The 26,001-nt window shown below is 68.5% G+C and carries 22 protein-coding genes and 3 tRNA genes; 12 read left to right on the top strand and 13 right to left on the bottom strand.

The window, feature by feature from the left end; translation table 11 throughout:
• The 3 genes from DOE79_RS14975 (at window position 1) to DOE79_RS14985 (ending at window position 3,646) form a co-directional block, all read left to right on the top strand.
• Window positions 1–1,236, top strand: coding sequence for a glycosyltransferase (locus DOE79_RS14975; RefSeq protein ID WP_120339197.1), 1,236 nt, complete (start codon window positions 1–3; stop codon window positions 1,234–1,236).
• A gap of 278 nt (window positions 1,237–1,514) precedes the next feature.
• Entirely contained in the window at window positions 1,515–2,405 is an 891-nt protein-coding gene (locus DOE79_RS14980; protein WP_245977335.1) for a glycosyltransferase family 4 protein, read from the top strand.
• Window positions 2,399–3,646, top strand: a complete 1,248-nt coding sequence (locus tag DOE79_RS14985; RefSeq protein WP_120339199.1) for a glycosyltransferase family protein — start codon at window positions 2,399–2,401, stop codon at window positions 3,644–3,646. Before DOE79_RS14980 ends, DOE79_RS14985 begins: the two co-directional genes overlap by 7 nt.
• A gap of 56 nt (window positions 3,647–3,702) precedes the next feature.
• Here the strand turns inward: DOE79_RS14985 and DOE79_RS14990 are convergent, their stop codons facing one another.
• Window positions 3,703–5,178, bottom strand: a complete 1,476-nt coding sequence (locus DOE79_RS14990) for a DUF4082 domain-containing protein (protein ID WP_245976960.1) — start codon at window positions 5,176–5,178, stop codon at window positions 3,703–3,705.
• Between the two features lie 362 nt (window positions 5,179–5,540).
• Here DOE79_RS14990 and DOE79_RS14995 point away from each other — a divergent pair, with 362 nt between their 5' ends.
• Complete coding sequence (locus DOE79_RS14995; RefSeq protein ID WP_162942778.1) at window positions 5,541–6,218, top strand: hypothetical protein; 678 nt, start codon at window positions 5,541–5,543, stop codon at window positions 6,216–6,218.
• Here DOE79_RS14995 and DOE79_RS15000 read toward each other — a convergent pair.
• The 7 genes from DOE79_RS15000 to DOE79_RS15030 form a co-directional block, all read right to left on the bottom strand.
• Window positions 6,215–7,069 (bottom strand): glycosyltransferase, encoded by an 855-nt coding sequence (locus DOE79_RS15000; RefSeq protein ID WP_162942779.1) that lies wholly within the window; start codon window positions 7,067–7,069, stop codon window positions 6,215–6,217. The genes DOE79_RS14995 and DOE79_RS15000 overlap by 4 nt on opposite strands.
• Window positions 7,066–7,956 carry a glycosyltransferase family 2 protein gene (locus DOE79_RS15005; protein ID WP_120339203.1) on the bottom strand — a complete coding sequence of 297 codons (891 nt, stop codon included), beginning with the start codon at window positions 7,954–7,956 and terminating at the stop codon, window positions 7,066–7,068. The genes DOE79_RS15000 and DOE79_RS15005 overlap by 4 nt, the downstream gene beginning before the upstream one ends.
• The gene (locus DOE79_RS15010) at window positions 7,953–9,305 is read right to left on the bottom strand and encodes an O-antigen ligase family protein (RefSeq protein ID WP_120339204.1); all 1,353 of its coding nucleotides are present in this window, start codon (window positions 9,303–9,305) and stop codon (window positions 7,953–7,955) included. The genes DOE79_RS15005 and DOE79_RS15010 overlap by 4 nt, the downstream gene beginning before the upstream one ends.
• A gap of 1 nt (window position 9,306) precedes the next feature.
• Window positions 9,307–10,050, bottom strand: coding sequence for a hypothetical protein (locus DOE79_RS15015; protein WP_120339205.1), 744 nt, complete (start codon window positions 10,048–10,050; stop codon window positions 9,307–9,309).
• Window positions 10,037–11,941 carry an asparagine synthase (glutamine-hydrolyzing) gene (asnB, locus tag DOE79_RS15020; protein WP_120339206.1) on the bottom strand — a complete coding sequence of 635 codons (1,905 nt, stop codon included), beginning with the start codon at window positions 11,939–11,941 and terminating at the stop codon, window positions 10,037–10,039. The genes DOE79_RS15015 and asnB overlap by 14 nt, the downstream gene beginning before the upstream one ends.
• A gap of 5 nt (window positions 11,942–11,946) precedes the next feature.
• A complete protein-coding gene (locus DOE79_RS15025; protein WP_245976961.1) occupies window positions 11,947–13,308 on the bottom strand; it encodes a glycosyltransferase family 4 protein in 1,362 nt (453 codons plus the stop codon).
• Between the two features lie 71 nt (window positions 13,309–13,379).
• On the bottom strand, window positions 13,380–13,964 hold the full coding sequence (locus tag DOE79_RS15030) for an acyltransferase (protein WP_120339208.1): 585 nt from the start codon (window positions 13,962–13,964) through the stop codon (window positions 13,380–13,382).
• A 378-nt stretch (window positions 13,965–14,342) separates the two neighbouring features.
• Between DOE79_RS15030 and DOE79_RS15035 the strand changes: the two genes are divergently transcribed.
• From DOE79_RS15035 to DOE79_RS15045, 3 genes are read left to right on the top strand one after another with little or no spacing between them, the layout of a single operon-like run.
• Window positions 14,343–15,044 carry a hypothetical protein gene (locus tag DOE79_RS15035; RefSeq protein ID WP_220094244.1) on the top strand — a complete coding sequence of 234 codons (702 nt, stop codon included), beginning with the start codon at window positions 14,343–14,345 and terminating at the stop codon, window positions 15,042–15,044.
• An 11-nt stretch (window positions 15,045–15,055) separates the two neighbouring features.
• Window positions 15,056–16,336 carry an MFS transporter gene (locus tag DOE79_RS15040; protein WP_120339210.1) on the top strand — a complete coding sequence of 427 codons (1,281 nt, stop codon included), beginning with the start codon at window positions 15,056–15,058 and terminating at the stop codon, window positions 16,334–16,336.
• On the top strand, window positions 16,333–17,352 hold the full coding sequence (locus DOE79_RS15045) for a TolB family protein (RefSeq protein ID WP_120339211.1): 1,020 nt from the start codon (window positions 16,333–16,335) through the stop codon (window positions 17,350–17,352). Before DOE79_RS15040 ends, DOE79_RS15045 begins: the two co-directional genes overlap by 4 nt.
• Before the next feature lie 17 nt (window positions 17,353–17,369).
• Here the strand turns inward: DOE79_RS15045 and DOE79_RS15050 are convergent, their stop codons facing one another.
• From DOE79_RS15050 to DOE79_RS15065, 4 genes are all read right to left on the bottom strand, one after another.
• A complete protein-coding gene (locus tag DOE79_RS15050) occupies window positions 17,370–18,161 on the bottom strand; it encodes a transglutaminase-like domain-containing protein (protein ID WP_120339212.1) in 792 nt (263 codons plus the stop codon).
• Window positions 18,162–18,287: 126 nt separating this feature from the next.
• Window positions 18,288–18,360 (bottom strand) — tRNA-Phe (locus DOE79_RS15055).
• Between the two features lie 67 nt (window positions 18,361–18,427).
• A tRNA-Asp gene (locus tag DOE79_RS15060) sits at window positions 18,428–18,504 on the bottom strand.
• Window positions 18,505–18,571: 67 nt separating this feature from the next.
• Window positions 18,572–18,644, bottom strand: a tRNA-Glu gene (locus DOE79_RS15065).
• A gap of 313 nt (window positions 18,645–18,957) precedes the next feature.
• Between DOE79_RS15065 and DOE79_RS15070 the strand changes: the two genes are divergently transcribed.
• A complete protein-coding gene (locus tag DOE79_RS15070; protein WP_120339213.1) occupies window positions 18,958–20,358 on the top strand; it encodes a M23 family metallopeptidase in 1,401 nt (466 codons plus the stop codon).
• Complete coding sequence (locus DOE79_RS15075) at window positions 20,351–21,712, top strand: C40 family peptidase (RefSeq protein ID WP_245976963.1); 1,362 nt, start codon at window positions 20,351–20,353, stop codon at window positions 21,710–21,712. The genes DOE79_RS15070 and DOE79_RS15075 overlap by 8 nt, the downstream gene beginning before the upstream one ends.
• 70 nt (window positions 21,713–21,782) lie before the next feature.
• On the opposite strand, the gene DOE79_RS15080 is transcribed toward DOE79_RS15075, so the two are convergent.
• Window positions 21,783–22,274: an inorganic diphosphatase gene (locus DOE79_RS15080; RefSeq protein ID WP_066597972.1), complete on the bottom strand. Its 492-nt coding sequence runs from the start codon at window positions 22,272–22,274 to the stop codon at window positions 21,783–21,785.
• A 45-nt stretch (window positions 22,275–22,319) separates the two neighbouring features.
• Here DOE79_RS15080 and tilS point away from each other — a divergent pair, with 45 nt between their 5' ends.
• The 3 genes from tilS to ftsH all read left to right on the top strand — a co-directional run bounded on the left by tilS (window position 22,320) and on the right by ftsH (window position 25,994).
• Window positions 22,320–23,351, top strand: coding sequence for a tRNA lysidine(34) synthetase TilS (gene tilS / locus DOE79_RS15085; RefSeq protein WP_120339214.1), 1,032 nt, complete (start codon window positions 22,320–22,322; stop codon window positions 23,349–23,351).
• Window positions 23,338–23,898: a hypoxanthine phosphoribosyltransferase gene (gene hpt, locus DOE79_RS15090; protein ID WP_120339215.1), complete on the top strand. Its 561-nt coding sequence runs from the start codon at window positions 23,338–23,340 to the stop codon at window positions 23,896–23,898. Before tilS ends, hpt begins: the two co-directional genes overlap by 14 nt.
• Before the next feature lie 83 nt (window positions 23,899–23,981).
• A complete protein-coding gene (gene ftsH, locus DOE79_RS15095) occupies window positions 23,982–25,994 on the top strand; it encodes an ATP-dependent zinc metalloprotease FtsH (protein ID WP_120340370.1) in 2,013 nt (670 codons plus the stop codon).
• Window positions 25,995–26,001: the final 7 nt, after the last annotated feature.

Raw genomic sequence — 26,001 nt, forward strand, 5'->3', positions numbered from 1 at the left:
ATGCCCGCCGGAGTGCACCGGCGCGTCCTGGTCCAGGTGATCGGCTTCACCCTGGGAGGACTCCAGGCCAATGCCGTCGACCTGGCCTGGGCCGGCAGGGAGCACGGCTACGAGTCCGTCCTGATCGCCCCACGCGACACCATGCCCACCGGGCCGTCCCTGCAGGAGGTCGCTGAGGAGCGGGGCGTCCGGCTGGTGCCGTACGACCGCCCGACGTCGATCCTGGATGGTGCCAGAACGCTCTCTAGGCTGGCGCGCGAACACGGTGCGGACATCGTGCACACCTACAGCGGATGGTCCTATCGGGCCGCGTTCTGGGGGCCGTGCCTGGGAGGACGGCGGCCGTTGGTCATGACCAACTACGAGATGGCGGCCATGCCGGGCACGTACCGAGCGGCGAATCTGATCGTCGGAACGGGGTACCTGAGGGATGAACTCGCCGGGAGCCAACGAAGGGTGGACCTGATCAGTCCTCCGGTCGATCTCGACCGGGACAACAGGCGTGCAGTCGACGGGACCGCGTTCATCGCCGAGTGGGGCCTGGACCCACTGCACACCCGGGCTGTGGTGGTGAGCAGGCTCGACGAAGAGATGAAGGCGAAGAGCGTGGAGGTGATGATCAGAGCGGTCGAGCGCCTCAACCAGCCCGCGCTGGACCTGATCGTTGTCGGTGACGGGAACGCCGGGGAGCGCCTCCGGCTGGTGGGCCAGGCGGTGAACTCGGCAGTGGGGCGTACTGTGGTGACCTTCACCGGGTCGATGGCCGACCCCAGACCGGCCTACGCCAGCGCGGATATCGTGTTGGGGATGGGGAGTTCGGCGGCCAGGGGACTCGCGTTCGGTAAACCCCTGGTCGTGGTGGGGGAGCGAGGGCGCGGCGAAGCGTTCGGCCCGGGAACGGCTGCCGGACTCTTCCGCAGCAGTTTCTGGAGTGACGACGCCCCGGTGGACCCCGTCGCTGACCTGGCCAGCCTGCTCGAGGCGATGCTCGACCGTCGCTCCGGATGGGTTGGCCTGGGAGAATTCGGACGGCGCTTTGCCGAGGAGAATTTCGGCCTCACTGCCATGGCCGCCAGGCTGGCCGCGGTCTATCGGGATGCCGAGGCGAGCTATGGTCTTCGGGCCTGGTGGTCAGAGCGGGACCTGGAAGTGGCGGCGGCGCTCCGGCACCTGCCCTCACACGGTGGAACTCGCAGGGCCGGCACGCGAGTGCGTGACCGCGTGGACCTGGCATGAGAATCGCTGTGCTGAACCCGCAGCCAGACCCGCTTTCGTCGAAGAACTGGTCGGGTACCCCGCGCGGAATCGCGGACGGTCTGGCGGGCCGTGGTGTCGAGGTCGTTCCCATTGGAACGAAACTTCCCCAGGGCCTTCACCAGCTGGTTGCTGTGGCATCGCGTATCGGTGGTCAGCGGGGAGCCGTGGCCGACCGCACCCCCGTCAGGCAGCGGTCACGGACCTGGGCACTCCGGCGTCACCTTGATGGAGCGGGCCCGCTGGACGCGATCGTGGCTATGGGCCAGGAGACCTTCGACCTGGCCCGGTTGCGCCGCCCGGGAGTCCCGATCCTCACCTACGACGACACGACCCTGCGCCAGATGTGGCAGCACCCCGACTCCGACATCCGTTCGGCCGGCTTTCCGGAGCGGGCCGTCGACCTGTGGTGTGCTCGGCAGCAGGCCTCCAGTCGTGCTGCTGACCTGTGCTGTGTGAGCACGGAGTGGGCGGCCGGTTCCTTCATCACCGACTACGGCCTCGCGCCGGAACGGGTGCGGGTCGTCGGCATCGGTCATCGTCCCCGTGCCAGGGATACGACACAAGCGCGGGACTGGGACACGCCGCGGTTTCTGTTCGTCGGCGTGGACTGGCGGCGCAAGAACGGCGACGCCGTGGTGCGGGCCTTCCGCAGGGTGCGACAGACGCACCCCGGAGCGACGTTGGACCTTGTGGGCAATCATCCCCGCGTGGACGAGCCAGGCGTGCGCGGCCACGGCTTCCTGGCCAGGGAGAACGCGCACTCCCAGGCCCGGCTCGATGCGCTGTTCGCCCGGGCGACAGCATTCGTGCTGCCGAGCCGGTTCGACCCGGCCGGCATCGCGTACCTGGAAGCAGCCTCGGCCGGTCTCGCGGTGATCGGGACGTCACAGGGCGGCGCCTCCGAGTTGCTCGGGACGGCTGCGATCACCGTGCATCCCGACGACGACAGCGCGCTGGCCGCAGCCCTGGAACGGATCAGCAGTCCCGCTGAGGCACAGTCCCTGGGTCAACGCGCGGCCGCCATAGCCGCGCGTTCCCGTTGGGTAGATGTTGCCGACCGGATACTGGCGGCCATCGACCGCTCGCCCGTGCGGATGCGACCGGACCTGACCGGCAGCCCCATGACCGAGGAGGAGACATCGTGGTGAAGACCAGGCCAGGCGTCATCGAACTATTCGAACGCACCCGGCGTGCCGGAATCGCCGACACCGGCCGGCGAGCATTGCGGAGACTCTCCGAACGGATGGATGTGGAGTCGCTCGACTTCCCCCTCCTGACCGAGGACATCGCTGACTCGGCCCGGATGCGCGCTCGCGCGGGCATCGAGGGGCACAGGGGAGCGGGGCCGCTGACGGTCGGCTGGGTGTGCACCCCGCCGAAGCCCGGGTCGGGCGGCCACACCACGCTGTTCCGCATGGTGGAGGCGTTGGAAGCAGCGGGGCACCGGTGCGTGATCTTCCTCTACGACCGCCACGGCGGCGACCTGACCCGGCACGCCGCTGTGGTCCGTGAGTACTGGCCGGCGATGAAGGCGGAGATCAGGGATGCCACCATGGGGCTGGCCGGGGCGGACGCCTACGTGGCCAGTTCCTGGGAGAGTGCGCACGTCGTCGCCGCCAGGGCGACCGGCCAGGCGGCGCTGTTGTACTTCATCCAGGACTACGAGCCCTTCTTCCACCCGCACGGCACCCTCTATGCGCTCGCGGAGGACAGCTACAGGTTCGGCTTCCGCAACATCGCCCTCGGGGAACTGGTCTCGCGCCATCTCACTGCCGCCGGTGTCGAGCACGCGGTGGCGCCGTTCGGCTGCGATACCGATGTGTACCACCTGCTCGGCGGCGCGGCGCCGCGCTCCGGGGTGGTCTACTACACCAAACCGGGCTCGGACCGGCGAGGGTACCTCCTGGGCCGGCTGGCGCTTGAGGAATTCCACAGTCGCCACCCGGAGGTGCCCGTGCATCTCTACGGGGACGCGGTCGACGACTGGACCATTCCCGTGGTGCAGCACCATCGATTGTCACCGACCGAGTTGAACCGCCTGTACAACCGGACACTCGCCGGCCTGGCGATCTCGTTCACCAACATCACGCTCGTGGCGGAGGAGATGCTCGCAGCCGGGGCGCTGCCCGTCGTGACCGAGGTGCCGTATGCGCGGGACGTGCTGCCGAACCCGAACGTAGTCTGGTCGCCGTCCACCCCCGGGGCTCTGGCTGATGCCCTGAGCCGTGCCGTGGAGCAGTCGGCGGACGTCGGGTCCCGCGCGCTCATCGCCGGCTCCGTGCGTCAAGGGTGGGGGGCCGCGCAAGCCGTCGTCGCCTCGGAGATCGCCGCCGCCGTCATGGGCCGGTCTGCGGACTCCGCGATGCTGCCCGCACCCGGGCAGTCATGACAGGTCCCGGCCGTCTGGGAAGACGGCCGGGACCTGTCATGCGGAGTGCACGTGAGCTACGGGGCGGGAACCGTGGTTCCGTTCTGCCACACGTTGCCGCTCCAGGAGTTGCCGTTGCCCGGGTTGTAGGCAGTGGCGGCGCCGTATCCGCCGCACTTCGGCCTCAGCTCGGTACCGAAGGTGTTGCCGATGATGTCGACATTGCTGGCCACGATGTCAGCGTCTGAGCCCGCGTACAGGCAGTAGCCGCCACCGTTGAACAGGTTTCCCTGCACCAGCGCGTTCTGGGTCTGGGAGCCCTGGCTGTACAACGCCAGCGCAGCCGAGAAGTTACCCTGGGTGCCCGCATCCAGTCGGTTGCCGACGATCGTGAGGTTCTTCGCGCCGATCGCGAGGATGGGCTCGTTGTGGCTGCCGCCGTTGCCGGGGTCGCCGAATACGGGAAGATCGTGGATCCAGGAGTTCTTGATCACGACGTTCTGGTCCGCATAGACGCCCTTACCCCAACCGTGGATGTTGCAACCGTCGCAGGTGAAGTCGTACGAGGCGATCCCTGGACGGTCGCTGTCGGGGGAGGACACACCGGGACCGATGATCTCGACCCGCTGGATCATGGTGTTCGTCGAGCCCTGGAACACCTCGATCCGTCCGGTGACCTTCGAGTTCTTGATCGTGACGTTGGCCGCACGGACCTGTACTCCGCCGGAGATGTCGCGACCGTCGATGACGGTGCCCGGCGTGGTGATGTTCAACGCGCCCGACTTCGTGAGGGAGGTGCCGGCCGGCACTCCCGTGGTCGAGGCGCTCGGCCAACCTGAGGCTGCCGGGGTGGTGGGAGCCGGCGTCGGGGTCGGGGCCGGAACCGCGGTCGGCGCGGGTGAGGGTGCCGGAGCCGGAGCCGGGCTGGTCACCGGGGGCGTGGGAGCCGCGACGGTGGCCGGGGTGAATTCGACGTCGACGAAGTAGTTCGTGGACTTGTAGGAGCTGGTGGGGAAGCCGCCACCGGAGCCGTAGCGGTACAGGCCGTTCTTGGACGCGGCCACGGTCAGAGAGCCGCTCTTCTTCGCGGAGGCGAAGTAGTTGCTGGTGTACGCGTACTTGCCCTGTGGTGCGAGGTAGGACACCACGTAGCGCGTAGCGGCCTTCACCGCCACGGGCTTGGACAGCTTGGCCGTCTGCCATCCGCTGGCAGTCTCGTTGGTGAACGTCACCTTGGCGAGGCTGGTCCCTGTGGAGGACCACAGCTGCCCGGTGTGGGTCCCGGTGTTGCCTGCGCCCTTGTAGAACTTGATCGCGGTCACGGAGCCGGCCTGTGCCGAGGTGAACGAGACACCGAGCTCCACCGCTGACGTGTCGGTCTTCGCCGCGGCTACGGCCGGCTTTTCGGCCGCGAACAGCGTGGTGGGTGATGCTGCGGGGGCTGCCGTCGCAGCCGTCGTGCCTCCTGCCACCAGGCCGGCGGCCACGATGAGCGCCAGAAGCGATTTTTGGGGCCAGGAGCGGCCCGCCTTGATGGTGCGTTTCTTCTTCACTGCCAATTACCTTTCCTTGCGTCCTCGATGGATGGATCGGAGACGCGCCCTCTGGGCGATTGCGCCGGGTCGGGAATTCCCAGCCGGCATTCGCACGACCTTAACCCGCGGCAAGACCGAATCCCAAACCCGTTTTCACCGATTTCGGCGCCATCGGCAACATGAGCCGGGACGGTTTGGCCACCATTCCCGGCCGGTTGGCAACGGCCCGTCGAGCAGGACAAGTGAGAAAAAATCACAGGATGCCACGAGAGGATCCACCGGTCAACCCTCTTTTCAAATGAGCTTGGAGGGAGTACTTTCCCCAGCGCGTATACGCCTGCAACCCAGCTCGGCGGGAGGGTGTTCGAGAGGGGTGAAAAATGACCGCAAATCAATTTCTGAGAATCGCAATTCGGCGCTGGTACATCGTGCTCCTGTGCGCCGTCCTCACGGTCATCGGCATGCTCATCGCCTCCAGGCCGAATCCGGTGTTCTGGACTCGCGTCAATGTGGTTTTCCTGGCGCCGACCAGTCTCGACAATCCCAACGCGCTGCGCGACACGACCGAGAACCTGGTGAGCTTCGCGGCCCTGGTCGACCGGCAATACAACGGGAACGCCGCGGTGCCACGATTCTCGTCGCAGGAGGCCAGGCTCTACGGTGCGGGGGAGCGGGCTGGCTCCGCGGTCTCGTTGCTGAACTCCGGCGGGCAGTGGAACGACTCGTTCATCCGGCCGGAGCTGACCGTCGAGGTCGTCGGCGACAATGAGGCTGACGTTCTCACGACCCTGGGCCAGATCACGGAACGGATCGACCGGATCGTCGACGAGCAGCAGGACGTCGTCGGGGTGTCCGGCGCCGACCGCATCACCACTCTGATGTCGCCGCAAACCGCTGTTGTTTCCTCTGCTCAGGGGAACCGGCTGCGTGCGCTGGGGGCGATCCTGCTGCTGGGTGCCGGCGCCTGCGTGGTTGCGACGGGTTTCGTCGACCGCCTGCTGCTGCGCCGCGCGGGAAGCCGGCTCTCCGCAGAAACGGCACGTGTCGAGGTCGACTAGGCAAGGGTTCCCTCCCTGGAGCTGGAGTCCCGTTCCCAGGCTGGGCCCGGCGCGCGCGCGAACCTCACCTGCATCCTCGCCAGCAGGATCACGAAGGCATAGACGACAACGTCACCGGCAGAGCTGGGCCGTCGCCGCAGGAGGGCGGCCAGGTCGCGGATCTGAGCGCGCTGACCGGTCGAGATCCCGGGGTCCCTGGCTACGTCATCCTGGCTGCGATAGGTACGTCGGAGTATCCGGAGCAGGTCGCCGGTCCGGCGTGGCGCGCGGACGATCACGGGATCGGTCGGAACGATGATGCGCTCAGTGGGCCCGAACAGGCTGTCGACGAAGAGGTCGTCCGACACGATATCGGGGAACTCGCCGAAACGGGCCCGGCCCTCCGCTGACACCGCATACGTGCCCGCACCCCAGAGCACCCGACTGAGAGAGGGCAACTGGGCGCGAACCCGGTACCAACTGCGAACGATTCGGCCCGAACCGGAACTGTCGAACTCGAGAGGCGGACGGCCGGCCGGTGCGCCGCCAGGCCCTAAAGCGTCGACGACGGCCAGGGCTGTCGGAGCCGACATGACCACATCGGCGTCCAGGTAGATCCGGGGCCCGCTGACGGCTATGGCGTCGCCGGACCGGAGGGCACCGGTCTTCGAGGCCACGGGAAGGTCGAGGACCGTGACGCCGCGGTGGGTCCGGGCGATCGGTGCGGTCCCGTCGGTGCAGCCGTTGCAGACGACGATCACCTGCAGGGTTCCGGCGGCCAGGACAGGCTCGAGGGCCTCGAGGCAGCGCCCGATCACGGATTCCTCGTTGTAAGCGGCTATCACGATCGCGCCGGCCGGGTGGTCTGTCATGGGGCGCCCCCCGGCAGCATGGCGCGGGTCGGAGCGGAGAAGAGCGCCCTGAGCGCTAGCCGGGACGACGGTCGCCGCAGCCGGAGCAGGTTGTGGGCGACGGCCACAGCGAAGAAGGCCGCGCTCGGGACCCGCCCGTGCCATTTCCGGTAGTACCGCACCTTGTTCACCGCGAGTAACGCATCGAGCTCGGCAGAGCTGCCGGAGCCTGCACCCCGGTGCCGGACGACCGAATGGGGGACGAACTCAATCCGGTAGCCACAGCCGCGGATGCGCCTGGCGTAGTCGGTCTCCTCCGAGTAGAGGAAGAAGCGCGCCGCATCCCAGTCCCCGACAGCCGCCAGAATCTCAGAGCGAACAACCAGGGCCGCCCCGGTCGCCCAATCCACCGGGCCGGCTGACCGGTAGCTTTCCGGGTCCCTCAGCATCTCGGCGAGGTAGGCGGGACGGGTCGGCCAATGGTCGCCGAAGACAGCTTCGCCCAGCGACCGAAGTGTTGACGGCTCGCGGCGCAGCGAGGGTTGTGCCGCGCCGTCGGCGTCAAGGACCAGCGGCACAGCCGCACCCACCCCCGCCGGCGTGCAGGCCTGGGTGAGAGCCGCGAGCGAACCGGGGTCGAGCTCGAGATCCGGGTTGAGGAAGGCCGTGAAACGGGATGCCGGGGCGCAGTCGAGGGCGAGGTTGAGGCCACCGGAATAGCCCAGATTGGTGCCGCTCCGCACGATCTCCACCAGGGGATCGTCCGTCGTCAGCTGGTCCTCGCCGTAATTGTCGACGACAACGGCGCGCCAGTCCAGATCGCCGGCCGCGCTGTGCACCCCGGCGAGGAGGCGGGGTAGGTCGGCGGCGCTGCGGTAGGCCACAATCAGGATCGCGAGGTCGATCATCCGGTCAGCACCTCCGGCCTGCCCTGGACGAGGTCACGGACGGGATCCGCCGCCGGGGAGCGGGTGAGCCGCCAATAGGCTCCGCACAACCCGAAGACCAGGACCAGCGTTCCGGCCGATTGCGGGAAAGACAGTGCATCGAACAGGCTCAGTGCGACGAGTCCGGCAGTGACGGAGCCGGCCAGGGCGAATCCGAGATCGCCGGAAGCGGTGTGGGCGGACCGGTTCGCACCGGTCACGGCGCACACGATCGAGGCCGCACCCACGACGAGGAAGAGGATGAGCCCGACCAGGCCGACCTCGAGCAGGAGGAGGACGTACTGGTTGTCCAGGATCCGGTACCGGGGCAGAAAGGTGCCCAGCCCACGGCCGACCATCGGGTTGAGTCCGACGAGGTGCCAGAGCAGCGCGAAGCTGTCCGACCGGGAGGTGACACTGGGGTCGTCGAAAACGGCCAGGAACATGTAGCGCATATTCGTCACGACACGGGGTGAGATGACGTAGACCACGCCCACGATGGCGACAGCGGCGAGGGCGAGCCGCCAGCGCACCCGTGCAGACCAGGTCGGGATGAGAACTATCAGCCCGGCGAACATCCCGACCAGGGCAGACCTCGATCCGGACAGCGCCAGGCCGAGGATGATGAGAAGGACGGGCAACCAGCGCCATACGGCCTGACGCTGACGCTCTCGCAGGGCGAGCGTCAGGGCGAGCGGCAGGACCATCGCGAGCACCATGGCGAACTCCAATGGATGCACGGCGGTGCCGGCCGAGCGGACCAGACCGCCGCGCACTTCGACGGCGGCATAGCCTGTCACAGGCTGCAGCCCGGGAGTCGGAATGAGGTCGAGCCAGGACGCCTTGGTGAAGAACTGCACGATTCCGAGCGTGGCGAGCACGGCGCCCGCCGTGACCATGCGCCGGGCCAGAGTGAGGAGCCGCGCAAGGTCGGAGATGCCGTCGTTGGCGATGAACACGATCCCGGCCCAGGCGATCACCCTGATCAGACCGGTATCGGCGACACTGACCTCGTCGCTCGGGATCGCCCTCGTCATGGCAGAGAGGTAACTGATCAGGACGGCCACGACGAACAGGGAGAAGGCGACCCGCACAGGGGTCGACCGCGAGAGCGGTCGCGCGCCGAGCTGGACCTGCACGAGGAGCCACAGGATGGCCAGGCCGGCGGCCCACAGGACAGCCAGCGATCCTGCCGTGCCCAGGTTGGCAATCGAGCGGTTCGACGGAACGGCATACAGCAGCACCACATAGACGGTCAGCATGGTCACCGCGTCGGGGAATCGCTCCGGTCGTGACCGGAGCCGCCCGAGGAGTGAGTCCTGGGTAGGCATGTCAGTTCACGAGGGCGGACGGCACGGTGTCCTCGGCTGTGGCGTCGGTGTCGGCGGGGGCCGCTGCAGGCCCGTTCTGCCGTGCCGGTCCGTCCTTGGCGGTGTGAGTGGGGTCGCGCCGTTGTCGGCGTGGCCGGCGTCCGTCGGGATACCGTGCCGCTAGGCGCCCGTCCCTGCGGACGGCCAGAAGCAGGGTGAGGACCACGCCGACCGCGGCGGCCGCGCCCGCCGCCTGGATGCGGTTCTTGGCATCGATGGTGGGTTTCTCGTCCACGGCGACAGGAGTGATGGTGATCAGGGCGTTTTCGGGCACGGCCAGGCTGGTCTGCAGGGTGAGCAGGGTGTCGGGGGTGAGGCGCGCCGCATCGTTCATCACGGCGAGGGCGTCTGCCGACGTCGCCCCGGTGCCTTCGATGACGAGTATGGGGCCGCTTGTCGAGGTGTCGGCGAACACCACGAATTCACTGCCCGGGTGGGCGTCTTCGACAGGCTTGGTGAACTCGTCGGCATTGAGCTTGCGGATGAGGACATCCAGCGCCTGGCCCAGGCCGCCGAGATACAGATACGGGTTCCCTCCCTCGCCCACCACCAAGGACGGCGGGAGGAGCACGAGGCTCGAACGGGCGACATAGGACACAGGGACCTGTGTGGCCAACCCGGCGCAGAGCCCGGCAGTGACCAGAAGGCCCCCCAGGACGACCAGCCAGCGCCGGGCCAGAATTGCGGTCAGGTCACGCAGGTTCATGATTGTCGACTTCCTCAGTGTTGTTCTGGTGCCGCGCAGGTCGCGCGGCCTCGGTTGCCGCACCGAAAAACGTCTCGTGCCACACCTCAAGGCTCATGAGCGCCCAGATTCGGCTCTCCTCGTTGAAACGACCGGTCTCGTGCCGCTGCAACAGAGATGTCACCGCTCTGCGGTCGAGGGTCTCTGCCACGAAGGACCCGGACCCGGTGAGTCTGTCCCACATCGAATCGCGCAGATCGGACCTGAACCACTCACGCAACGGAACCCGGAAGCCGGACTTCTTCCGGTCGACGATCTCGGCGGGCAGGTATCGGCGGGCAACTTCCTTGAGCACCCATTTGGTGGTGCCGTGGCGCACCTTCATGGACGAGGGCAACCTGAAAGCCAGGTCCACCAGGCGGTGGTCGAGCAAGGGCGGACGGAGCTCGAGGGACGCGGCCATCGACATCCGGTCACCGCGCTCCAGAAGGTTGTCCGGCAGCCAGCCGTCCAGGTCGCCGAGCAGCATCTGGCGGATGACATCGTCATCGGACACGCGTGGGAGCCAGGCGCGCGACGGAAGCTCCCCGAGCAACTCGCGGCGCTCGGTGGCGGTGAACGGGGCAAACCAGGTGCGATGCCGTTCCTCCGCAGTCCCGGCCCCGACAACTCGCAGCGCGATCCTGGCCCTCGACATCCGGTCAGGCAGGCGGTGATCGAGGAACCCCGTCACTCCGGCCCGGACGGGCGCCGGCAGCCTTCCGGCCGCAGCCACGGCGCGCGCCGCGACGTACTTGGGGTACCCGGCGAACAACTCGTCGCCGCCTTCGCCGGAGAGTACGACGCGAACCGATTCCCGCGCGGCCTGGGCGAGACGGTAGACGGCGATGTCGGCCGGCTCCGAGACGGGGGCATCTCGGTGATAGGTGAGTTCCGCCCACAGCGACTCGAAATCCTCTGCGTGCACCATCACCTCCCGGTGCTGCGTGCCGACGTGGTCGCTGACTCTCCGTGCCCAGTGGAGTTCATCGGTGCGCGGGTCGCCGAAGCCTGCCGCGAAGGTGCGCACCTGCTGATCCGGCGCAAGCTCCGCGACCTTGGCGACGATCAGGCTGCTATCGACCCCGCCGCTGAGATAGGCCCCGACGGGGACATCTGCGACGAGGGCGGATTGGACCGCGGTTGTGATCATGGCGTCGACGGCGTCGACGGCCGATGCCGCCGTCCAGGTCCCCGGCGGATCGGCCGCGGCAGGATGCCAGTAGCGTGTCAGGGTCACCGACCCATCAGCGGTTACCTCGGCGCGGTGGGCGGCGGGGAGTTTCGACACTCCGGCGAAGAGCGTGTCAGGAGCCGGCACAGAGCGGCCGGCCAGATAGGCGTCCAGGCTGGACAGGTCCACCTCCGGTGAGCGGCCCATCGCCGGGACGAGCGCTTTGATCTCCGACCCGAAGGCCAGGTGGCTGGGGGTCATCGTGTAGTAGAGCGGGAGAACACCCAAACGGTCTCGAACAAGATGCGTGGTGCCGGAATCCCGGTCATGCAACGCGAAGGCGAACTGTCCGACCAGGGACGTGACGAATCCGATGCCGTGGATGCTCACCCCGGCGAGTATGACCTCGGTGTCCCCGTTGGTGCGGAAGGGGTAACGCAAGCCTTCGCGGAGGGCGCGATAGTTGAAAATCTCGCCATTGAAGCTGATCACCCAGCGTCCCGACGCGCTGGCCATCGGCTGGCGGGAACCGGACAGGTCGATGATCGACAAGCGAGTGTGGGCCAACCCGACCGGGCCGTGATGCCAGATCCCATGGTCGTCCGGTCCCCGGTGAGCGAGGGTGCTCCCCATAGCGGTGAGTATCGATGCATCGACGACGTGCCCGTCGAATCGTTGAATGCCTGCAATTCCGCACATGGGTGCTACTCGAGGACAGTCGTGGTGGTCAGACGGCCCCGGGCACCGTGGCCGGGGCGGCCACGGGTGACCAGGAACCGCGTGAACGCCGCCTCGTCGGCAAGGTCGACGACTCTCGAAACGCCCCCAGGGTGGTCCGGGGCCGAGTGGTCCGGGGCTGAGCGTTCCGGGGCTGAGAACGGCCACTCTCCGGTCCTGGCGGTACCTGCCGGGCGGTGCAGTACCCGGCTGAACACGCCGACGTACTCCTTCGCCTGGGCTTGCCAGTCAAGGACCTGTTCGGCGCGGGCCCGTGCGGCTCGTCCGAGCGCCGCCCGTTTGACGGGGTCGTCAAGAAGGCTCTCGACCTCGTCCGCGAACGCACCGATGTCCCCTGAGGGCACATACACGGCGGCGTCGCCACCGGACTGTCTCGTTTCCGTCAGGTCGAACGACACCGAGGGCAACGCGAACGCCATGTACTCCATGGTCTTGTTCATGGTGGACAGATCGTTGAGCGGGGTGTTCAGGTCCGGTCCGAGGCCGATGTCGGCAGCGCTGAGGTATTCGGCGATGGTCTCGGGACCGACCCGTCCCGTGAACGTCACGTAGGGGTCGAGGCCGGCGGCGGTGCACTGTTCGCGCAGGCTCTCAAGGCAGTCCCCGAAACCCATGATCACGGCACGAAGGTCCAAGCGGCCCCTGACATTCACCAGTTCGTGCACGAGGGTGAGAACCTGGTCGACACCGTCTTGCGGGCCCATGATGCCCAGGTAGACCAGCACCGGCCCGGCATGCCGCCGGATGTCGGACGCCGGGTAGACCGGACGCATCGACCGGGTGTCCGGCCCGCTGCGAACCACGGTGACCGCGTCGGGCCGCATCCCGCCACGACGCACGGCGATCGCGCGGTAGGAAGCGTTCGTCGAGATGACGTGGTCGGCCGTCCTGAAGGTTCGTCGCTCCAACCAGAGGAGGGCCCGGAGCTGCGCGCGAGCCACCATGGACGACGGCCGGCCGAATCGGGAGAGATAGAGTTCGGGGTTCAGGTCATGGTGGTCGAAGACGAACGAGACACCGCGTCGCTTCCACAGCCGGGCGAGGGCCCAGAAGGTGTCCGGCGGGTTGCAGGCCTGGATGACGTCGAATCCGCGCTCCCGCCGGACCCGGATGGACAGCAGTGCAGTGCGCACCCAGCAGTAGGCGAATTCGAGCGCGAAACCGACGGCGCCGGTAGCGGCAGGCGGCGGAAGGTACTTGTAGATGGCGATCCCGTCGATGGTTTGCCTGGCCGGGTCGTGCGGTCCCTTCGGACAGATCACGGACACCGTGTAGCCCTGCGCGGCGAGGGCCTGGCACTCCAGCCACACCCTTCGATCGAGGGGCACCGGCAGGTTTTGGACGATGATCAGGACACTCGGTCGCAGCCGTTGCGTCCGAGGGCTCGCAGGTGCGTGGCTCATAGGAGCGTCAATTTCCCTTCGTGTTCGCGGTACCGTTCCCCGGTCACGGGGCAGGTGTAGGTGTCAGGGCCGTTCGCTTCCAGCGGCACGCCGCTGCGGCCGACCCAACCCACCCGCCTGGCCGGTACACCGACCATGAGGGCGAAGTCGGGCACGTCCCTGGTGACGACGGCTCCGGCAGCGATGGTCGCCCAGCGGCCGATGGTGAGGGGGGCTATGCAGACGGCCCTGGCGCCGACGGACGCGCCGCTGCGAACGGTCACACCGACCAACACCCAGTCCTCGGCCGACTTCCGCACACCGGCGACCGTCACCGCCCTCGGGAACTGGTCGTTCGTGAGCACCGCGGCCGGCCCGATGAAGACTCCGTCCTCGAGCAGGGCGGGCTCGTAGACGAGCGCGAAGTTCTGCACCTTGCAGTTCTTGCCCAGGATGACGCCCGGCCCGATGTAGGAACCGCGGCCGAGAATGCAGCCGGGCCCGACCCTGGCGTACTCCCGCACCTGGCTCAGGTGCCAGACCATGCTCCCCGGGCCGATCTCGGCCGTCGGATCGATATCGGCGGTGGCCGAGACCGCCATCAGCGTTCCCACTCGGCTGTGCCGGCACTGGGGAGGAATGATCGTCGACGGTATCGACCTGGCCAGCACATGCTCACGTGGACTCCTGCAATTCGGGTGTACAGGTATCGGGCGGTTCGAGGGAGGGCCGTGTGCCCCGAACGCGGGGTGACAAACCCTCACGTCTGTGTTCACGGTGACAGTAGCGTGGTGTCGGCCGACTGCGCTGTGACCCGTCCGGGGGTGCAGCGCGCTGCGCGGGCGGGGCGGCGAGCGCCGGTATTGCCCCTCGAATGCGGGCCGCCCCGGTTCCCCGACCTGGCTATGCTGCCTTCGCCGACGTACCCATGAACCCTGAATCGAGGTCGATGCGTGAGCACCAGGAGCAGGCGTCTGAGAGTGGCTGCCGGCGTCGGGGGAGTGGCTCTCCTGGCGGCCGCGGTGATCGGCATCGCCCTCGCCAACGCGGCGCCAAGCCTGACCGGGCCGAGTGGCGCCGCCCCTTCGGCGGTCGAAGCGCCGGACGCATCCGCCGCGCCGGGCGGATCGGAGGACGCCTCCGCCGTGCCGGGCGGACCGACGGACGGTGCCCTGCCCGTCATCCCCGGGACGCCGGAGGTGGAACCGCCGGGCGAACCCACCGCAGATCCGGCAGAGGACCCCGCCTCTGAACTCCCCCCGGCATCTGACGGAGACGATTCGCCTGCCGAGGGGCTGCCGGTGTCTCCGGCGCTGCGGTCGCTGATCAGCGGGCCTGCGCCCGCGACGGCGACGGCCGAGGGCGCTCTGGTCGACGGGTTCCCGGACGGCATCCCCATCGCAACCCGGTCTTCCGTGGCGACCTCCGATGTCTCGGTGGAGAAACAACGGGTGCGCGCCTCGCTGACGGCGACCACTCCGGAGGCGGGTGCAGCTGTGCTGGCCGAGTACGACACGGCCTTCGCAGCGTTCGGCTTCACGCCCTCCGACACGCCTGCCGGCGGCGGATCGACGGCCCGCGCCTACGGCCGCGGCGCTGAGTCGGTCACGGTCACCGTGACCCCGACCGCCACGGGAGGCAGCGGCTACACGGTCTTGGCGCTCCTCGTGGCCGCAGAATAGGTCTCCGGCCGGTGTACATCTCTTTCGCCGATCGCGCCGCCCGTAAGAATGAACCGGCACGCCGGGGGCCAGACGCCCGGAAGGTGTCCGCGGTGGTGGTCAGTCTCGGCGTCGTCAGCCTGCTGACCGATGTCTCCTCCGAATCCGTCGCCGCGATCCTGCCGCTCTATCTCACCGGTGTGCTGGGCCTGTCGACCATCGCCTACGGCTTCATCGACGGAATCTACCAGGGCATCAGCGCCATCGTGCGGATCGGCGGCGGCTGGCTGTCCGATCGCACCGACCGGCCCAAGTGGGTTGCGTTCGCCGGTTACGGTATTTCTGCCCTCGCGAGGGTCTGGCTGCTGGTCGCCAGCGGATTCGCGGCAGTGGTCGGCGTCGTGGCCGTCGACCGACTGGGCAAGGGCATCCGCACAGCGCCGAGGGATGCCATGATCACCGCAGCGTCCGATCCGGCGATCCTCGGCCGGTCGTTCGGCGTGCACCGGATGCTGGACACCGTCGGCGCGGCGACCGGGCCGTTGTTGGCCTTCCTGATCCTGCTGCTCATCCCGAATGGCTACGGAACGGTGTTCGCCCTGTCTGCGGCATGTGCACTGCTCGGACTGCTTGTCCTCGGGGTGCTCGTGCCGAACCGGATCCGTCGCCCACAGCCGGCGGGTGGGGTGGCGGGAACCGCTGAGCGCACGCCGGCCCGCCCACCGTTCCGCTGGCGGAACCTCACCGATCCACGACTCCGTCGGGTCCTGGTCGTCGCCGGCCTGTTCGGGGTCTGCACCGTGGGTGACGGGTTCATCTACCTGGTGCTGCAGGACAACACCGATTTCGCCGCGGCCTGGTTTCCGCTCCTCTACGTGGGAACCAACGCTGTCTTCCTGGCCCTGGCAGTTCCGTTGGGCCGGCTCGCCGACCGTTACGGCCGGGCCAGGGTCTTCGTGATCGGGCACGGCGCCCTGCTCGCCGCCTACCTCTGCGCTCTGGCCCCGCTGGCGGGCGTGCCGCAGACGCTCGTGTGCCTGATATTCCTGGGAGCGTTCTATGCCGCCACCGACGGAGTGTTGGCCGCCCTGGCCGCCAGTGTGGCTCCGCCCGGCGGCACGGCCAGTGGCCTCGCCGCCGCCCAGACTGTCGTTGCGCTCGCACGCTTCCTGGCCTCGACGGTCTTCGGAGTGCTCTGGTTCGCCGTCGGCCCGGCTCTGGCTCTCGCTGTCTTCTCCCTCGCCATCGGCCTGGTCATCCCCGTGGCCATGTACCTGCTCCGCGGGTCGGCGGGGCAGCGGACCCGCGTATGAGGGTCCAGCGGCTGGTGGTCGCGCTGGCTGCCGTGGTCCTGCTCGGCGGCGCCGCGGCCTACGGGGCGACGCAGTACGCCGTGTCCCAGGCCGGACGCGCCGCGCCGAGCTCGGTGGACACCGCGGCGTTCGAACCCGGCGATGACTCCCCCCGCATCGTTTTCCGCAACACGGCCTCGGGCCAGGGCTATGGCTTCGTCGCCTCCGTGCCGCTGGACGACCCAGGCTCGGTGCGGTCGGTGAGCCCGGTGGCCTGCGACCGGGTTGACGCGACGGCCGGGGCGGAACTCTGCCTGAGTATCGACCGCGGCGTGGTCACCACCTTCACCGCCACGCTGATGGACGATTCCTGGCAGCCGGTGCGCTCGTGGCCGCTGCCCGGCGTGCCCAGTCGCACCCGTTTCTCGCCGGACGGGACGGAGGTGGCCTTCAGCGCCTTCATCACCGGGGAATCGTACGCGACCGTCGGCTTCTCGATCGCCACCAGAATCGCGGCCGTCGACGGGGCAGGCGTCGACGACCCGGTGGACCTCGAAGACTTCGCCCTGACGGTGGACGGCCAACCGGTGCTGGGCGCAGACCGGAATTTCTGGGGCGTCAGCTTCGTGCCGGACGAGGAAGCGTTCTATGCCACGGCGGCTTCAGGCGGACGCACCTGGCTGGTGCGGGGAGACCTGGACACCCGCACCCTGGTGGCCGTGCGGGACAACGCGGAATGTCCCTCCGTGTCGCCGGACGGTCGCCGAGTGGCCTACAAGACCCGGCCGGCGGGCACGGCAGACGGGTTCTGGGCCATAGCGGTGCTCGATCTGGCGACCGGGGTACAGACGATGCTGCCGGAAACGCGCAGCGTCGACGACCAGGTGGAGTGGCTGGACGACTCCACCTTGCTCTACGGTCTTCCCCGGGCGGATGCGCCGGGGGACAGCGACGTCTGGTCTGTCGCCGTGAGCGGAGCGGGCGCGCCGGAGCTGCTCATCGAACACGCTTGGTCGCCCGCCGTCGTGCGTCCCTGATCGCCAGGGATGCGCATTCAGGTCAACCGCGCCAACTTGGTGACATCGTCGCGGGGCAACGTGTCGGCGACGGCCGTGACGGTGAGCGCGTTCAGAAGCACCGCGGCGCCCGCGGACGAGAGGAACGCCGTGTCGGCGGCGTCCCGGCCTGTGGCGATCCGCATGAGTGACTGCCGGGGGGCCAGACCCGTCGCATCCACGACCTGCCAGGCGCCGTCGACGTAGGCCTCGGCCACGGCATGGAAGTCCATCGGCGACAGCCCGGGGGCGTACACCGAGACGAGGCGGGCGGGCACGTCGTGGGCGCGCAGGAACGCGATGACGAGGTGCGCGTAGTCCCGACAGACCCCCTGGCGGGCCAGCAGGGTTCGCACCGCGCCATCCGTGGGCAGGCTGGCGCCGGGAACGTAACTCAGGTGCCTGCCCACCCAGGACGTGACGGCGTTCAGCAGCGCGATGCCGGTGAGCCCGCGGAACTCGGCCTGGGCGGTCGGCCACAGATGGTCGGACTCGCAATACCGGCTCGGCCGCAGATAGCGCACGATGTCGATGTCGCTCACCTCGGCCGCCGCAGACTCACCGCTCACCTCGACGGTGTAGTCGATGTCGATGCGCCCGGCCTGCACCGAGACCAGTTGCAAGCGGGTGCCGTGCTGGTCGAGGACTTCCCGCCAGGTCAACGGCGTGCCGTCCTGAACGATCGTGAGTAGCTCGGTGGCGCTCGCATCCGCGGCGACGGCGACGGACAGGACCAGCTCGGCAGGCCCCATGGCCGCAAGCTCGAGATGTGCGGAGGCAGAGCGTGTCATGCCCACATGCTCGCATACATCCGCGACCTGCGAGAAAAGCACTGGATTCGGCCCGCTTCGGGGACCTTCTCACGGTTCGCGGGCACAAAAAAGGCCACCTGCGGTAGAAGCCCGCAGATGGCCAAGTGGCCCCGACCGGCGTCGATCCGGTGACCTTTCGATTTTCAGTCGAACGCTCTACCAACTGAGCTACAGGGCCAGAAGACGGCTACGTGAGCGCCTTCTGTAAGGAGAAAAGCCCCTTCTTTCGAAAGGGCTTGTCGCCTTGGCGACCCTGACCGGACTTGAACCGGCGACCTCCGCCGTGACAGGGCGGCGCGCTAACCAACTGCGCTACAGGGCCAAACTTTGATGCTGTCGTGCTTTCGTGCTGTCTAACTTTTCGTGCCGAGTACAACCTACAGTATGCGTAGCCCCAACGGGATTCGAACCCGTGTTAACGCCGTGAAAGGGCGCCGTCCTAGGCCGCTAAACGATGGGGCCGAACTTCCCGGAAGCTGATGACTTCCGACGCATAACTATAAGGTGAGATGCGGCCAGAGTTCAAATCGGCCGAATCCGCCGGGGCCGTCCCGACCTTGAACCTGCCCGTTTGCCGCGGAATTCCGGGCCTCGACGCACGTCCTACCGAGATGACCTTCGGCGTGTCGCATTCACCGCGCCCGCGAATGGTCGGCGATTCCGGCACCCGGCAGGTTAAGTTTTTTAGTGGACCCGGCCGTTCAGGCTGGTTTGTTATTGTGACGAGTGTTGTCACAGTGACGGATGTGACAACAAAAAGCCCGATCGGGGAGTTATGAAGAGTACGGCAACCGTGATCAGTCACGGCATTCGCGCCGGCCTGCACCGGATGCGGCCCGCACGGCTGCGACACGCACGCCGCACCCCCGCAACCCGCCGCCGCGCCATGGGACTCACCGGCTTCGCCGCCGCCCTCACACTTGCGGTCACCCTGGCCAGCCCGATCAGCCCGGCCATGGCCATCGACTACCCGACCTGGGACGAACTGCAGGCTGCCAAGTCGAATACCGCCGCGGCCGCCAACCAGGTGACCGAGATTCAGAACCTCATCGCCGGCCTGCAGACCGAAGTCGAACGCACCCGGGCCGAGGCCGAAGCGCGCGGCCTGGAGCTGCAGGACGCCCAGGAGAAGTTCGACGACGCCAGCCGACGCGCCAGCGATCTGCAGGCCCAGGCCGACGCGAGCAAGACCCAGGCGGATGCCGCCACCCGCCAGGCCGGTCAGCTCGCCGCTCAGCTCTACCGCACCGGGGGCACCGACCTCAGCGTCAACCTCTTCATCGACGGGCAGGAAAGCGGCGAAGGCGCCGACGAACTGCTGTCGAAGCTCGGCAGCATGAGCAAGCTCGTCGAACGCAGCACCGACGTCTATGAGCAGGCCCAGACGGCCAACAACACCGCGCAGTCGCTCGGCGACCAGGCCGCGGTGGCCCAGGCCGAGCGTGAGACCCTGCGCGTCGCCGCGGAGGCCGCTATGGCGGCCGCCCAGGAGGCGGCGGACGCCGCGAATCAGGCGCTGTCGGAATCCGAAGCGCAGAGCGTCGTGCTCGCGGCCCAACTCCAGTTCATGCAGGACGCAGAGGCCACCACGGCCGCTGCCTACCAGGCCGGCGTCGTGGAACGGGCGCGCCTGGCCGAGGAAGAGCGCCAGCGCGCGGCCGCCGCAGCGGCGGCAGCGGCAGCCGCCAACCAGTCATCAGGCGGGGGAGCCACCGGCAGTGCCGGAGCGGGTCTCAGCGGCGGGTCGATCGGCAGCCAGGGCTGGGCCGTCCCGGCGGGCGGACGTATCACCGACGGGTACGGCGCTCGCGCCGTCATCTGCGGCAGCGGCGGCTGCAGCGGCGGATTCCACTACGGCACCGACATCGGCACGGGCTGCAGCGCCCCCATCTACGCCGCCGCGTCGGGAACCGTCGTCTATGCGGGCCGCCAAGGCACGTACGGCAACTTCGTGAAGATCAGTCACGGCAACGGTATCGAGACCGGTTACGCCCACATCCGCGATGGCGGCATCTTCGTCTCGGTCGGCCAGCGCGTGGACGCAGGGCAGAACATCGCCAGCTCCGGCACGACCGGCGCATCCACCGGGTGTCACCTGCACTTCGAGGTCTTCAGCGGTGGCAACCGCATCAACGCCGTTCCATTCATGTCCGACAGGGGAGCCCCACTTGGCTGACACCACACCCATCCGCCGTTCACGTCGCAGCTCGGCCGCGCTGTTGTCCGCCGCGATGATCGGCTCGGTCGCCGCGTCCGTCGGCGTGGTCGCCCCCGCCTTCGCCGATCAGGACTACCCCAGCTGGGACGAGGTCGCAAAGGCCAAGGAGAGCGAAGCGGCGAAGGCCACCCAGATCAAGAACCTGACCGGGCTGCTCGAGGGCCTGCAGACCTCGTCTGCCGAAGCGTCCAGGGGCTCCCAGATGGCCGCGGAGGCCTACCGGGTGGCCCAGGACGACCTCGACGCTGCCACGGCCCGCGAGGAGAGCCTGAACAAGCAGTCCGCTGTGGCGCAGAAGGCCGCGGACACCTCGAAGATGCGCGCCGGCCTCATCGCCGCGCACCTGGCCAAGACCGGCGCCCAGGACCTCTCGCTGAACCTGTTCCTGAACGGCAACACCGCCGACGACCTGCTCAGCCAGCTCGGCACGGCCAGCAAGCTCAGCGAGCAGTCCGAAACCATCTATCGGCAGGCCGTTCAGGACAAGAACACCGCCGAGTCTCTCATCGCGCAAGCTCAGGCCGCCACCGCCGAGCGGAAGCGCCTGAGCGCCGAATCCAAGGACAAGTACGAGTCCGCCACCGACGCGGCCCGGAGCGCCCAGTCGGCCCTCGACACCGAGCTGGCGAAGTCGGCCGAGCTGTACGAGCAGCTCGCTCTGCTCAAGGACACCACGGCAGAGGTGGAGCGCGAGTACCAGACCGGTCTGGATGCCGCGGCCTCGGCCGCGGCGCTGGCCCGGGCTCAGGCCGCCGCAGCGGCCGCGGTCAACAACCCCGCCCAGGGCGGGTCGGCCCCGGCATCCGGTGGAGCGGCACCGGCCGCGCCCGCTGCTCCGGCTCCCGCTGCGCCCGCGCCCGCTGCACCGGCTGCTCCTGCGCCCGCGGCCCCGGCCCCGGCCGCGCCAGCGCCGTCGACGCCGTCGGCCCCCAACGCCTCCGCGGTCGAGACCGCGCTGTCGTTCGCCCGCGGCCAGCTCGGCAAGGCCTACCAACTGGGCGGCTCAGGGCCCGACGTCTGGGATTGCTCTGGGCTCACCAAGGCTGCCTACGCGGCCGCAGGCATCTACATCGGCACGCACTCGGCCACCAACCAGTACAACACCATGGCCAGTCAGGGCAAGCTCGTGTCGTTCTCGCAGGTGCAGGTCGGCGACCTGGTCTTCTGGGGCTCACCGGGCAACTACTATCACGTGGCGATCTATGTCGGCGGTGGGCAGATCCTCGAGGCGCCCGACGTCGGCAAGCCTGTCCGGGTGCACAGCATCTGGTCGGCCGGCGAGGTCGCGCCCTATGTGGGTCGGCCCAGCTGACCTCGGCCCGTTAACGACCGAAGCCGCTCCCCGTCAGGGAAGCGGCTTCGGTCGTTAAGCGGATGCGGGGTCAGTGACCCTCGTCCACGAGCTTCTTGAGCCCGTCACGCACGATCTGGTCGGCCTCAGCGGCGTCGCCCCAGCCCTCGGTCTTGACCCACTTGTTGGGTTCGAGGTCCTTGTAGTGCTCGAAGAAGTGCTCGATCTCCTTGCGGGTGTACTCCGGGATGTCGGTGACGTCCTGGATGTGCTCCCAGCGCGGGTCGCCAGCGGGAACCGCGATGACCTTGGCGTCTGAGCCGCCGTCGTCGGTCATGTTGAACACGCCGACGGGGCGCACGGACACGCCGACGCCGGGGAACAGCGGGAAGTCGAGCAGCACCAGGACGTCGACGGGGTCGCCGTCCAGGCCCAGGGTGTTCTCGAAGAACCCGTAATCGGTGGGGTACACGAAGCTCGTGTACAGCACCCGGTCGAGGTAGACCCGACCGGTTTCGTGGTCCACCTCGTACTTGTTGCGGCTACCGCGTGGGATTTCAATGACTGCGTCGTATTCGGCCATGGCCGTCTCTCTCCCTTATTCGAAGTCTGCGGATAACGTTACTGGATGGAGTCCACCCGCCGCCCGCGACTGTCACCGGCCATCGCCGACCTCCGCCGCGCCGTACGGGAGCTGTTGCCGGAAAGCGGCCTGGTGCTCGTGGGACTGAGCGGCGGGGCGGATTCGCTGGCGCTGGCCGCCGCGACGGCATTCGAGGCGCCGCGGGCCGGGCTGCGCGCCGGAGCCGTGATCGTCGACCACGGCCTGCAGCCGGGCTCGGCCGGGGTCGCCCTCGCCGCCGCCGCCCAGGCCTCCGGCCTCGGCCTCGACCCGGTCCTGGTGCAGACGGTCGCCGTGACGGATGCCGACGGCGACGGACCAGAGGCCGCCGCCCGCACCGCACGCTACGCGGCCTTCGACACCGCCCTGGAGCGGACCGGGGCCACCGCCGTGCTGCTCGGCCACACTCTCGACGACCAGGCCGAGACGGTGCTGCTGGGCATCGCCAGGGGGTCGGGGGCCACGAGCCTGCACGGAATGGCGCGGGTCGCCGGACGCTACCGGCGCCCGCTGCTCGGCATCCGCCGCGCCCAGACCCGGCAGGCCTGCCTCGACGCGGGACTCACCGCCTGGTCCGATCCGCAGAACGTCGACCCCCGGTACGCCAGGGTGCGGGTGCGCGAGAGCGTGCTGCCGCTGCTCGAGACCGAGCTCGGCCCCGGCATCGCCGAGGCGCTGGCCCGCACCGCCGTGACGCTGCGGGAGGACGCCGCTGCCCTCGACGCACTGGTGCCCGAGTTGCTGGCCGGCGCGGTCACCGTGGGGGAGTCCGGCACGTCGGTGCGGGTGGCTGCACTGGCCGCCCAGCCGGCCGCCCTGAGGCAGCGGATGATCCGGACGGTGGCCGCCGACGGGTTCGGCGCGGCGCTCGAACGGAGCCACACCCTGGCCGTCGCCCGGCTGGTCACGCATTGGCACGGGCAGAAGGCTCTCGACCTGCCAGGCGTTAGAGTGGAAAGGCAGGGGGACATGCTCTTCTTTTCGGCACCTCGACACACCCAGAACAAAGGACCTTTCCGCTCCCATGGAACCTCGTGACATTGACGGCGACCTCACCGAAATCCTGATCGAGGAGGCCGAGATCCGGGCCCGACTGGCCGAGATGTCACGGCAGATCGAAGCGGACTACGCCGGCAAGGACCTGCTCCTGGTGGGCGTGCTCAAGGGCGCGGTCATGGTCATGGCCGACCTGGCCCGCGAACTCGTGCACCCGGTGACCATGGACTGGATGGCCGTCAGCTCGTACGGCTCCGGCACGCAGTCCAGCGGAGTGGTGCGCATCCTCAAGGACCTCGACACCGATCTGCACGGCCGTCACGTGCTCATCGTCGAGGACATCATCGACTCCGGCCTCACCCTCTCCTGGCTGATGGCCAACCTCAATTCGCGCGGCCCCGCCTCGCTGGAGATCTGTGCGCTGCTGCGGAAGCCCGCTGCTGCGCGCGTCGAGATCGACGTGAAATACCTCGGCTTCGACATCCCCAACCAGTTCGTCGTGGGCTACGGCCTGGACTACGCCGAGAAGTACCGCAACCTGCGCTCGGTCGGGGTGCTCGCACCGCACGTGTACTCCACGGGCGAGTAGCGCCACTTCCCGGGGTACTCCAGTTCCCCTTTGGGCGAACACTCGGTGTTCCCCCAGTGCGGGAGCGGTAGCCTGTGACCACCATGAACGTCAAGAAACTTCTGCGCGGGCCGCTCCTCTACATCATCCTTGCGGTAATAGCCGTCTGGGTGGGGTCGAGCCTCCTCACCATGTCGGGCTTCCGCGAGATCTCCACCCAGCAAGGGTTGGACTTCCTGAAGGACGGCAAGGTCTCCGAGGCCAAGATCGTCGACGGCGACCAGCGCGTCGACCTCACCCTCACCAAGGCCGATGCCACCTACGGCGAGCAGGTGCAGTTCTACTACGTCGCCCCGCGCGGCGAAGAGGTCGTGAACGCCGTCACGGCCGCTGACCCCAAGGACGGCTTCACCGACGAGGTGCCCCAGTCCAGCTGGTTCCTCTCGCTGCTGGGCATCCTCCTGCCGGTGCTCCTGATCGGTGCGTTCTTCTGGCTGATGCTCTCCGGCATGCAGGGTGGCGGCAACAAGGTCATGCAGTTCGGCAAGTCCAAGGCCAAGCTGGTCTCCAAGGAGACCCCGCAGGTGAGCTTCGCCGATGTCGCCGGAGCCGACGAGGCCATCGAGGAACTGCAGGAGATCAAGGACTTCCTCAAGGAACCGGCCAAGTTCCAGGCCGTCGGCGCGCGGATCCCCAAGGGTGTGCTGCTCTACGGCCCTCCCGGAACCGGTAAGACCCTGCTGGCCCGCGCCGTCGCCGGCGAGGCCGGGGTGCCGTTCTACTCCATCTCCGGATCCGACTTCGTCGAGATGTTCGTGGGTGTCGGCGCCAGCCGGGTGCGCGACCTGTTCCAACAGGCCAAGGAGAACTCCCCGGCGATCATCTTCGTCGACGAGATCGACGCCGTCGGCCGCCACCGCGGTGCCGGCATGGGCGGCGGGCACGACGAACGCGAGCAGACCCTCAACCAGCTGCTGGTCGAGATGGACGGCTTCGACGTCAAGACCAACGTGATCCTCATCGCGGCGACCAACCGCCCCGACATCCTCGACCCTGCGCTGCTGCGCCCCGGCCGCTTCGACCGGCAGATCGGCGTGGACGCGCCGGACATGCTCGGCCGCAAGCGCATCCTCGAGGTGCACGCCAAGGGCAAGCCCATGGCCGCCGGAGTCGACCTCGAGGTGCTCGCCCGCAAGACGCCCGGCTTCACCGGTGCCGACCTGGCCAACGTGCTCAACGAGGCCGCGCTGCTCACCGCGCGCTCGAACGCCCAGCTGATCGACAACCGCGCCCTCGACGAGGCCGTCGACCGTGTGATGGCCGGCCCGCAGCGTCGCACCCGCGTCATGCGCGACCAGGAGAAGCTCATCACCGCGTACCACGAAGGCGGACACGCCCTCGTGGCGACGGCCATGCGCAACACCGACCCGGTCACGAAGATCACCATCCTGCCGCGCGGCCGTGCCCTCGGCTACACGATGGTGATGCCCCTCGAGGACCGCTACTCGGTGTCACGCAATGAACTGCTCGACCAGCTCGCCTATGCCATGGGCGGTCGAGTCGCGGAGGAGATCATCTTCCACGACCCCACCACGGGCGCGTCGAACGACATCGAGAAGGCCACAGCCACGGCCCGCAAGATGGTCACCGAATTCGGCATGAGCTCGGACGTCGGTCCGCTCAAGCTCGGTTCGGCATCCGGCGAGATGATGTTCGGCCGCGACATGGGGCACCAGCGCGACTACTCGGAGCGGCTCGCCGAGCGGGTGGACACCGAGGTGCGCCAGCTGCTCGAGAACGCGCACGACGAGGCGTACACGGTGATCAACGCCAACCGTGCGATCCTCGACGACCTCGCCGCGAAGCTGCTCGAGCACGAGACGCTCGACCAGACCGCCCTGGTGGAGATCTTCGCCGGCGTGCAGAAGCTGCCGCCGCGTCCGCAGTGGCTCTCCAGCGACAAGCGTCCGGTCTCCGACCTGCCTCCCATCGCGATGCCCGCGCCGAAGGCCCCTATTGACGGTGCGGCCGTCGACGGCGGCATCTCCAGCGGCGGCGCCGAGACCGACAAGCCCAAGCGCGCGCCGGCCCGCAAACCCCGCCCCGCGACCGCGTAGAGCGGCG

Source organism: Cryobacterium soli (assembly GCF_003611035.1).
GTDB classification, from domain to species: Bacteria; Actinomycetota; Actinomycetes; order Actinomycetales; family Microbacteriaceae; genus Cryobacterium; species Cryobacterium soli.

What these genes read in the sequence shown, in the direction of transcription:
- DOE79_RS14975 (WP_120339197.1), top strand. Translation starts at nt 1, where the DNA reads ATGCCCGCCGGAGTGCACCGGCGCGTCCTGGTCCAGGTGATCGGCTTC.
- DOE79_RS14980 (WP_245977335.1), top strand. Translation starts at nt 1,515, where the DNA reads ATGGGCCAGGAGACCTTCGACCTGGCCCGGTTGCGCCGCCCGGGAGTC.
- DOE79_RS14995 (WP_162942778.1), top strand. Translation starts at nt 5,541, where the DNA reads ATGACCGCAAATCAATTTCTGAGAATCGCAATTCGGCGCTGGTACATC.
- DOE79_RS15000 (WP_162942779.1), bottom strand. Translation starts at nt 7,069, where the DNA reads ATGACAGACCACCCGGCCGGCGCGATCGTGATAGCCGCTTACAACGAG.
- DOE79_RS15005 (WP_120339203.1), bottom strand. Translation starts at nt 7,956, where the DNA reads ATGATCGACCTCGCGATCCTGATTGTGGCCTACCGCAGCGCCGCCGAC.
- DOE79_RS15010 (WP_120339204.1), bottom strand. Translation starts at nt 9,305, where the DNA reads ATGCCTACCCAGGACTCACTCCTCGGGCGGCTCCGGTCACGACCGGAG.
- DOE79_RS15015 (WP_120339205.1), bottom strand. Translation starts at nt 10,050, where the DNA reads ATGAACCTGCGTGACCTGACCGCAATTCTGGCCCGGCGCTGGCTGGTC.
- asnB (WP_120339206.1), bottom strand. Translation starts at nt 11,941, where the DNA reads ATGTGCGGAATTGCAGGCATTCAACGATTCGACGGGCACGTCGTCGAT.
- DOE79_RS15030 (WP_120339208.1), bottom strand. Translation starts at nt 13,964, where the DNA reads ATGGCGGTCTCGGCCACCGCCGATATCGATCCGACGGCCGAGATCGGC.
- DOE79_RS15045 (WP_120339211.1), top strand. Translation starts at nt 16,333, where the DNA reads ATGAGGGTCCAGCGGCTGGTGGTCGCGCTGGCTGCCGTGGTCCTGCTC.
- DOE79_RS15050 (WP_120339212.1), bottom strand. Translation starts at nt 18,161, where the DNA reads ATGACACGCTCTGCCTCCGCACATCTCGAGCTTGCGGCCATGGGGCCT.
- DOE79_RS15070 (WP_120339213.1), top strand. Translation starts at nt 18,958, where the DNA reads ATGAAGAGTACGGCAACCGTGATCAGTCACGGCATTCGCGCCGGCCTG.
- DOE79_RS15080 (WP_066597972.1), bottom strand. Translation starts at nt 22,274, where the DNA reads ATGGCCGAATACGACGCAGTCATTGAAATCCCACGCGGTAGCCGCAAC.
- tilS (WP_120339214.1), top strand. Translation starts at nt 22,320, where the DNA reads ATGGAGTCCACCCGCCGCCCGCGACTGTCACCGGCCATCGCCGACCTC.
- hpt (WP_120339215.1), top strand. Translation starts at nt 23,338, where the DNA reads ATGGAACCTCGTGACATTGACGGCGACCTCACCGAAATCCTGATCGAG.
- ftsH (WP_120340370.1), top strand. Translation starts at nt 23,982, where the DNA reads ATGAACGTCAAGAAACTTCTGCGCGGGCCGCTCCTCTACATCATCCTT.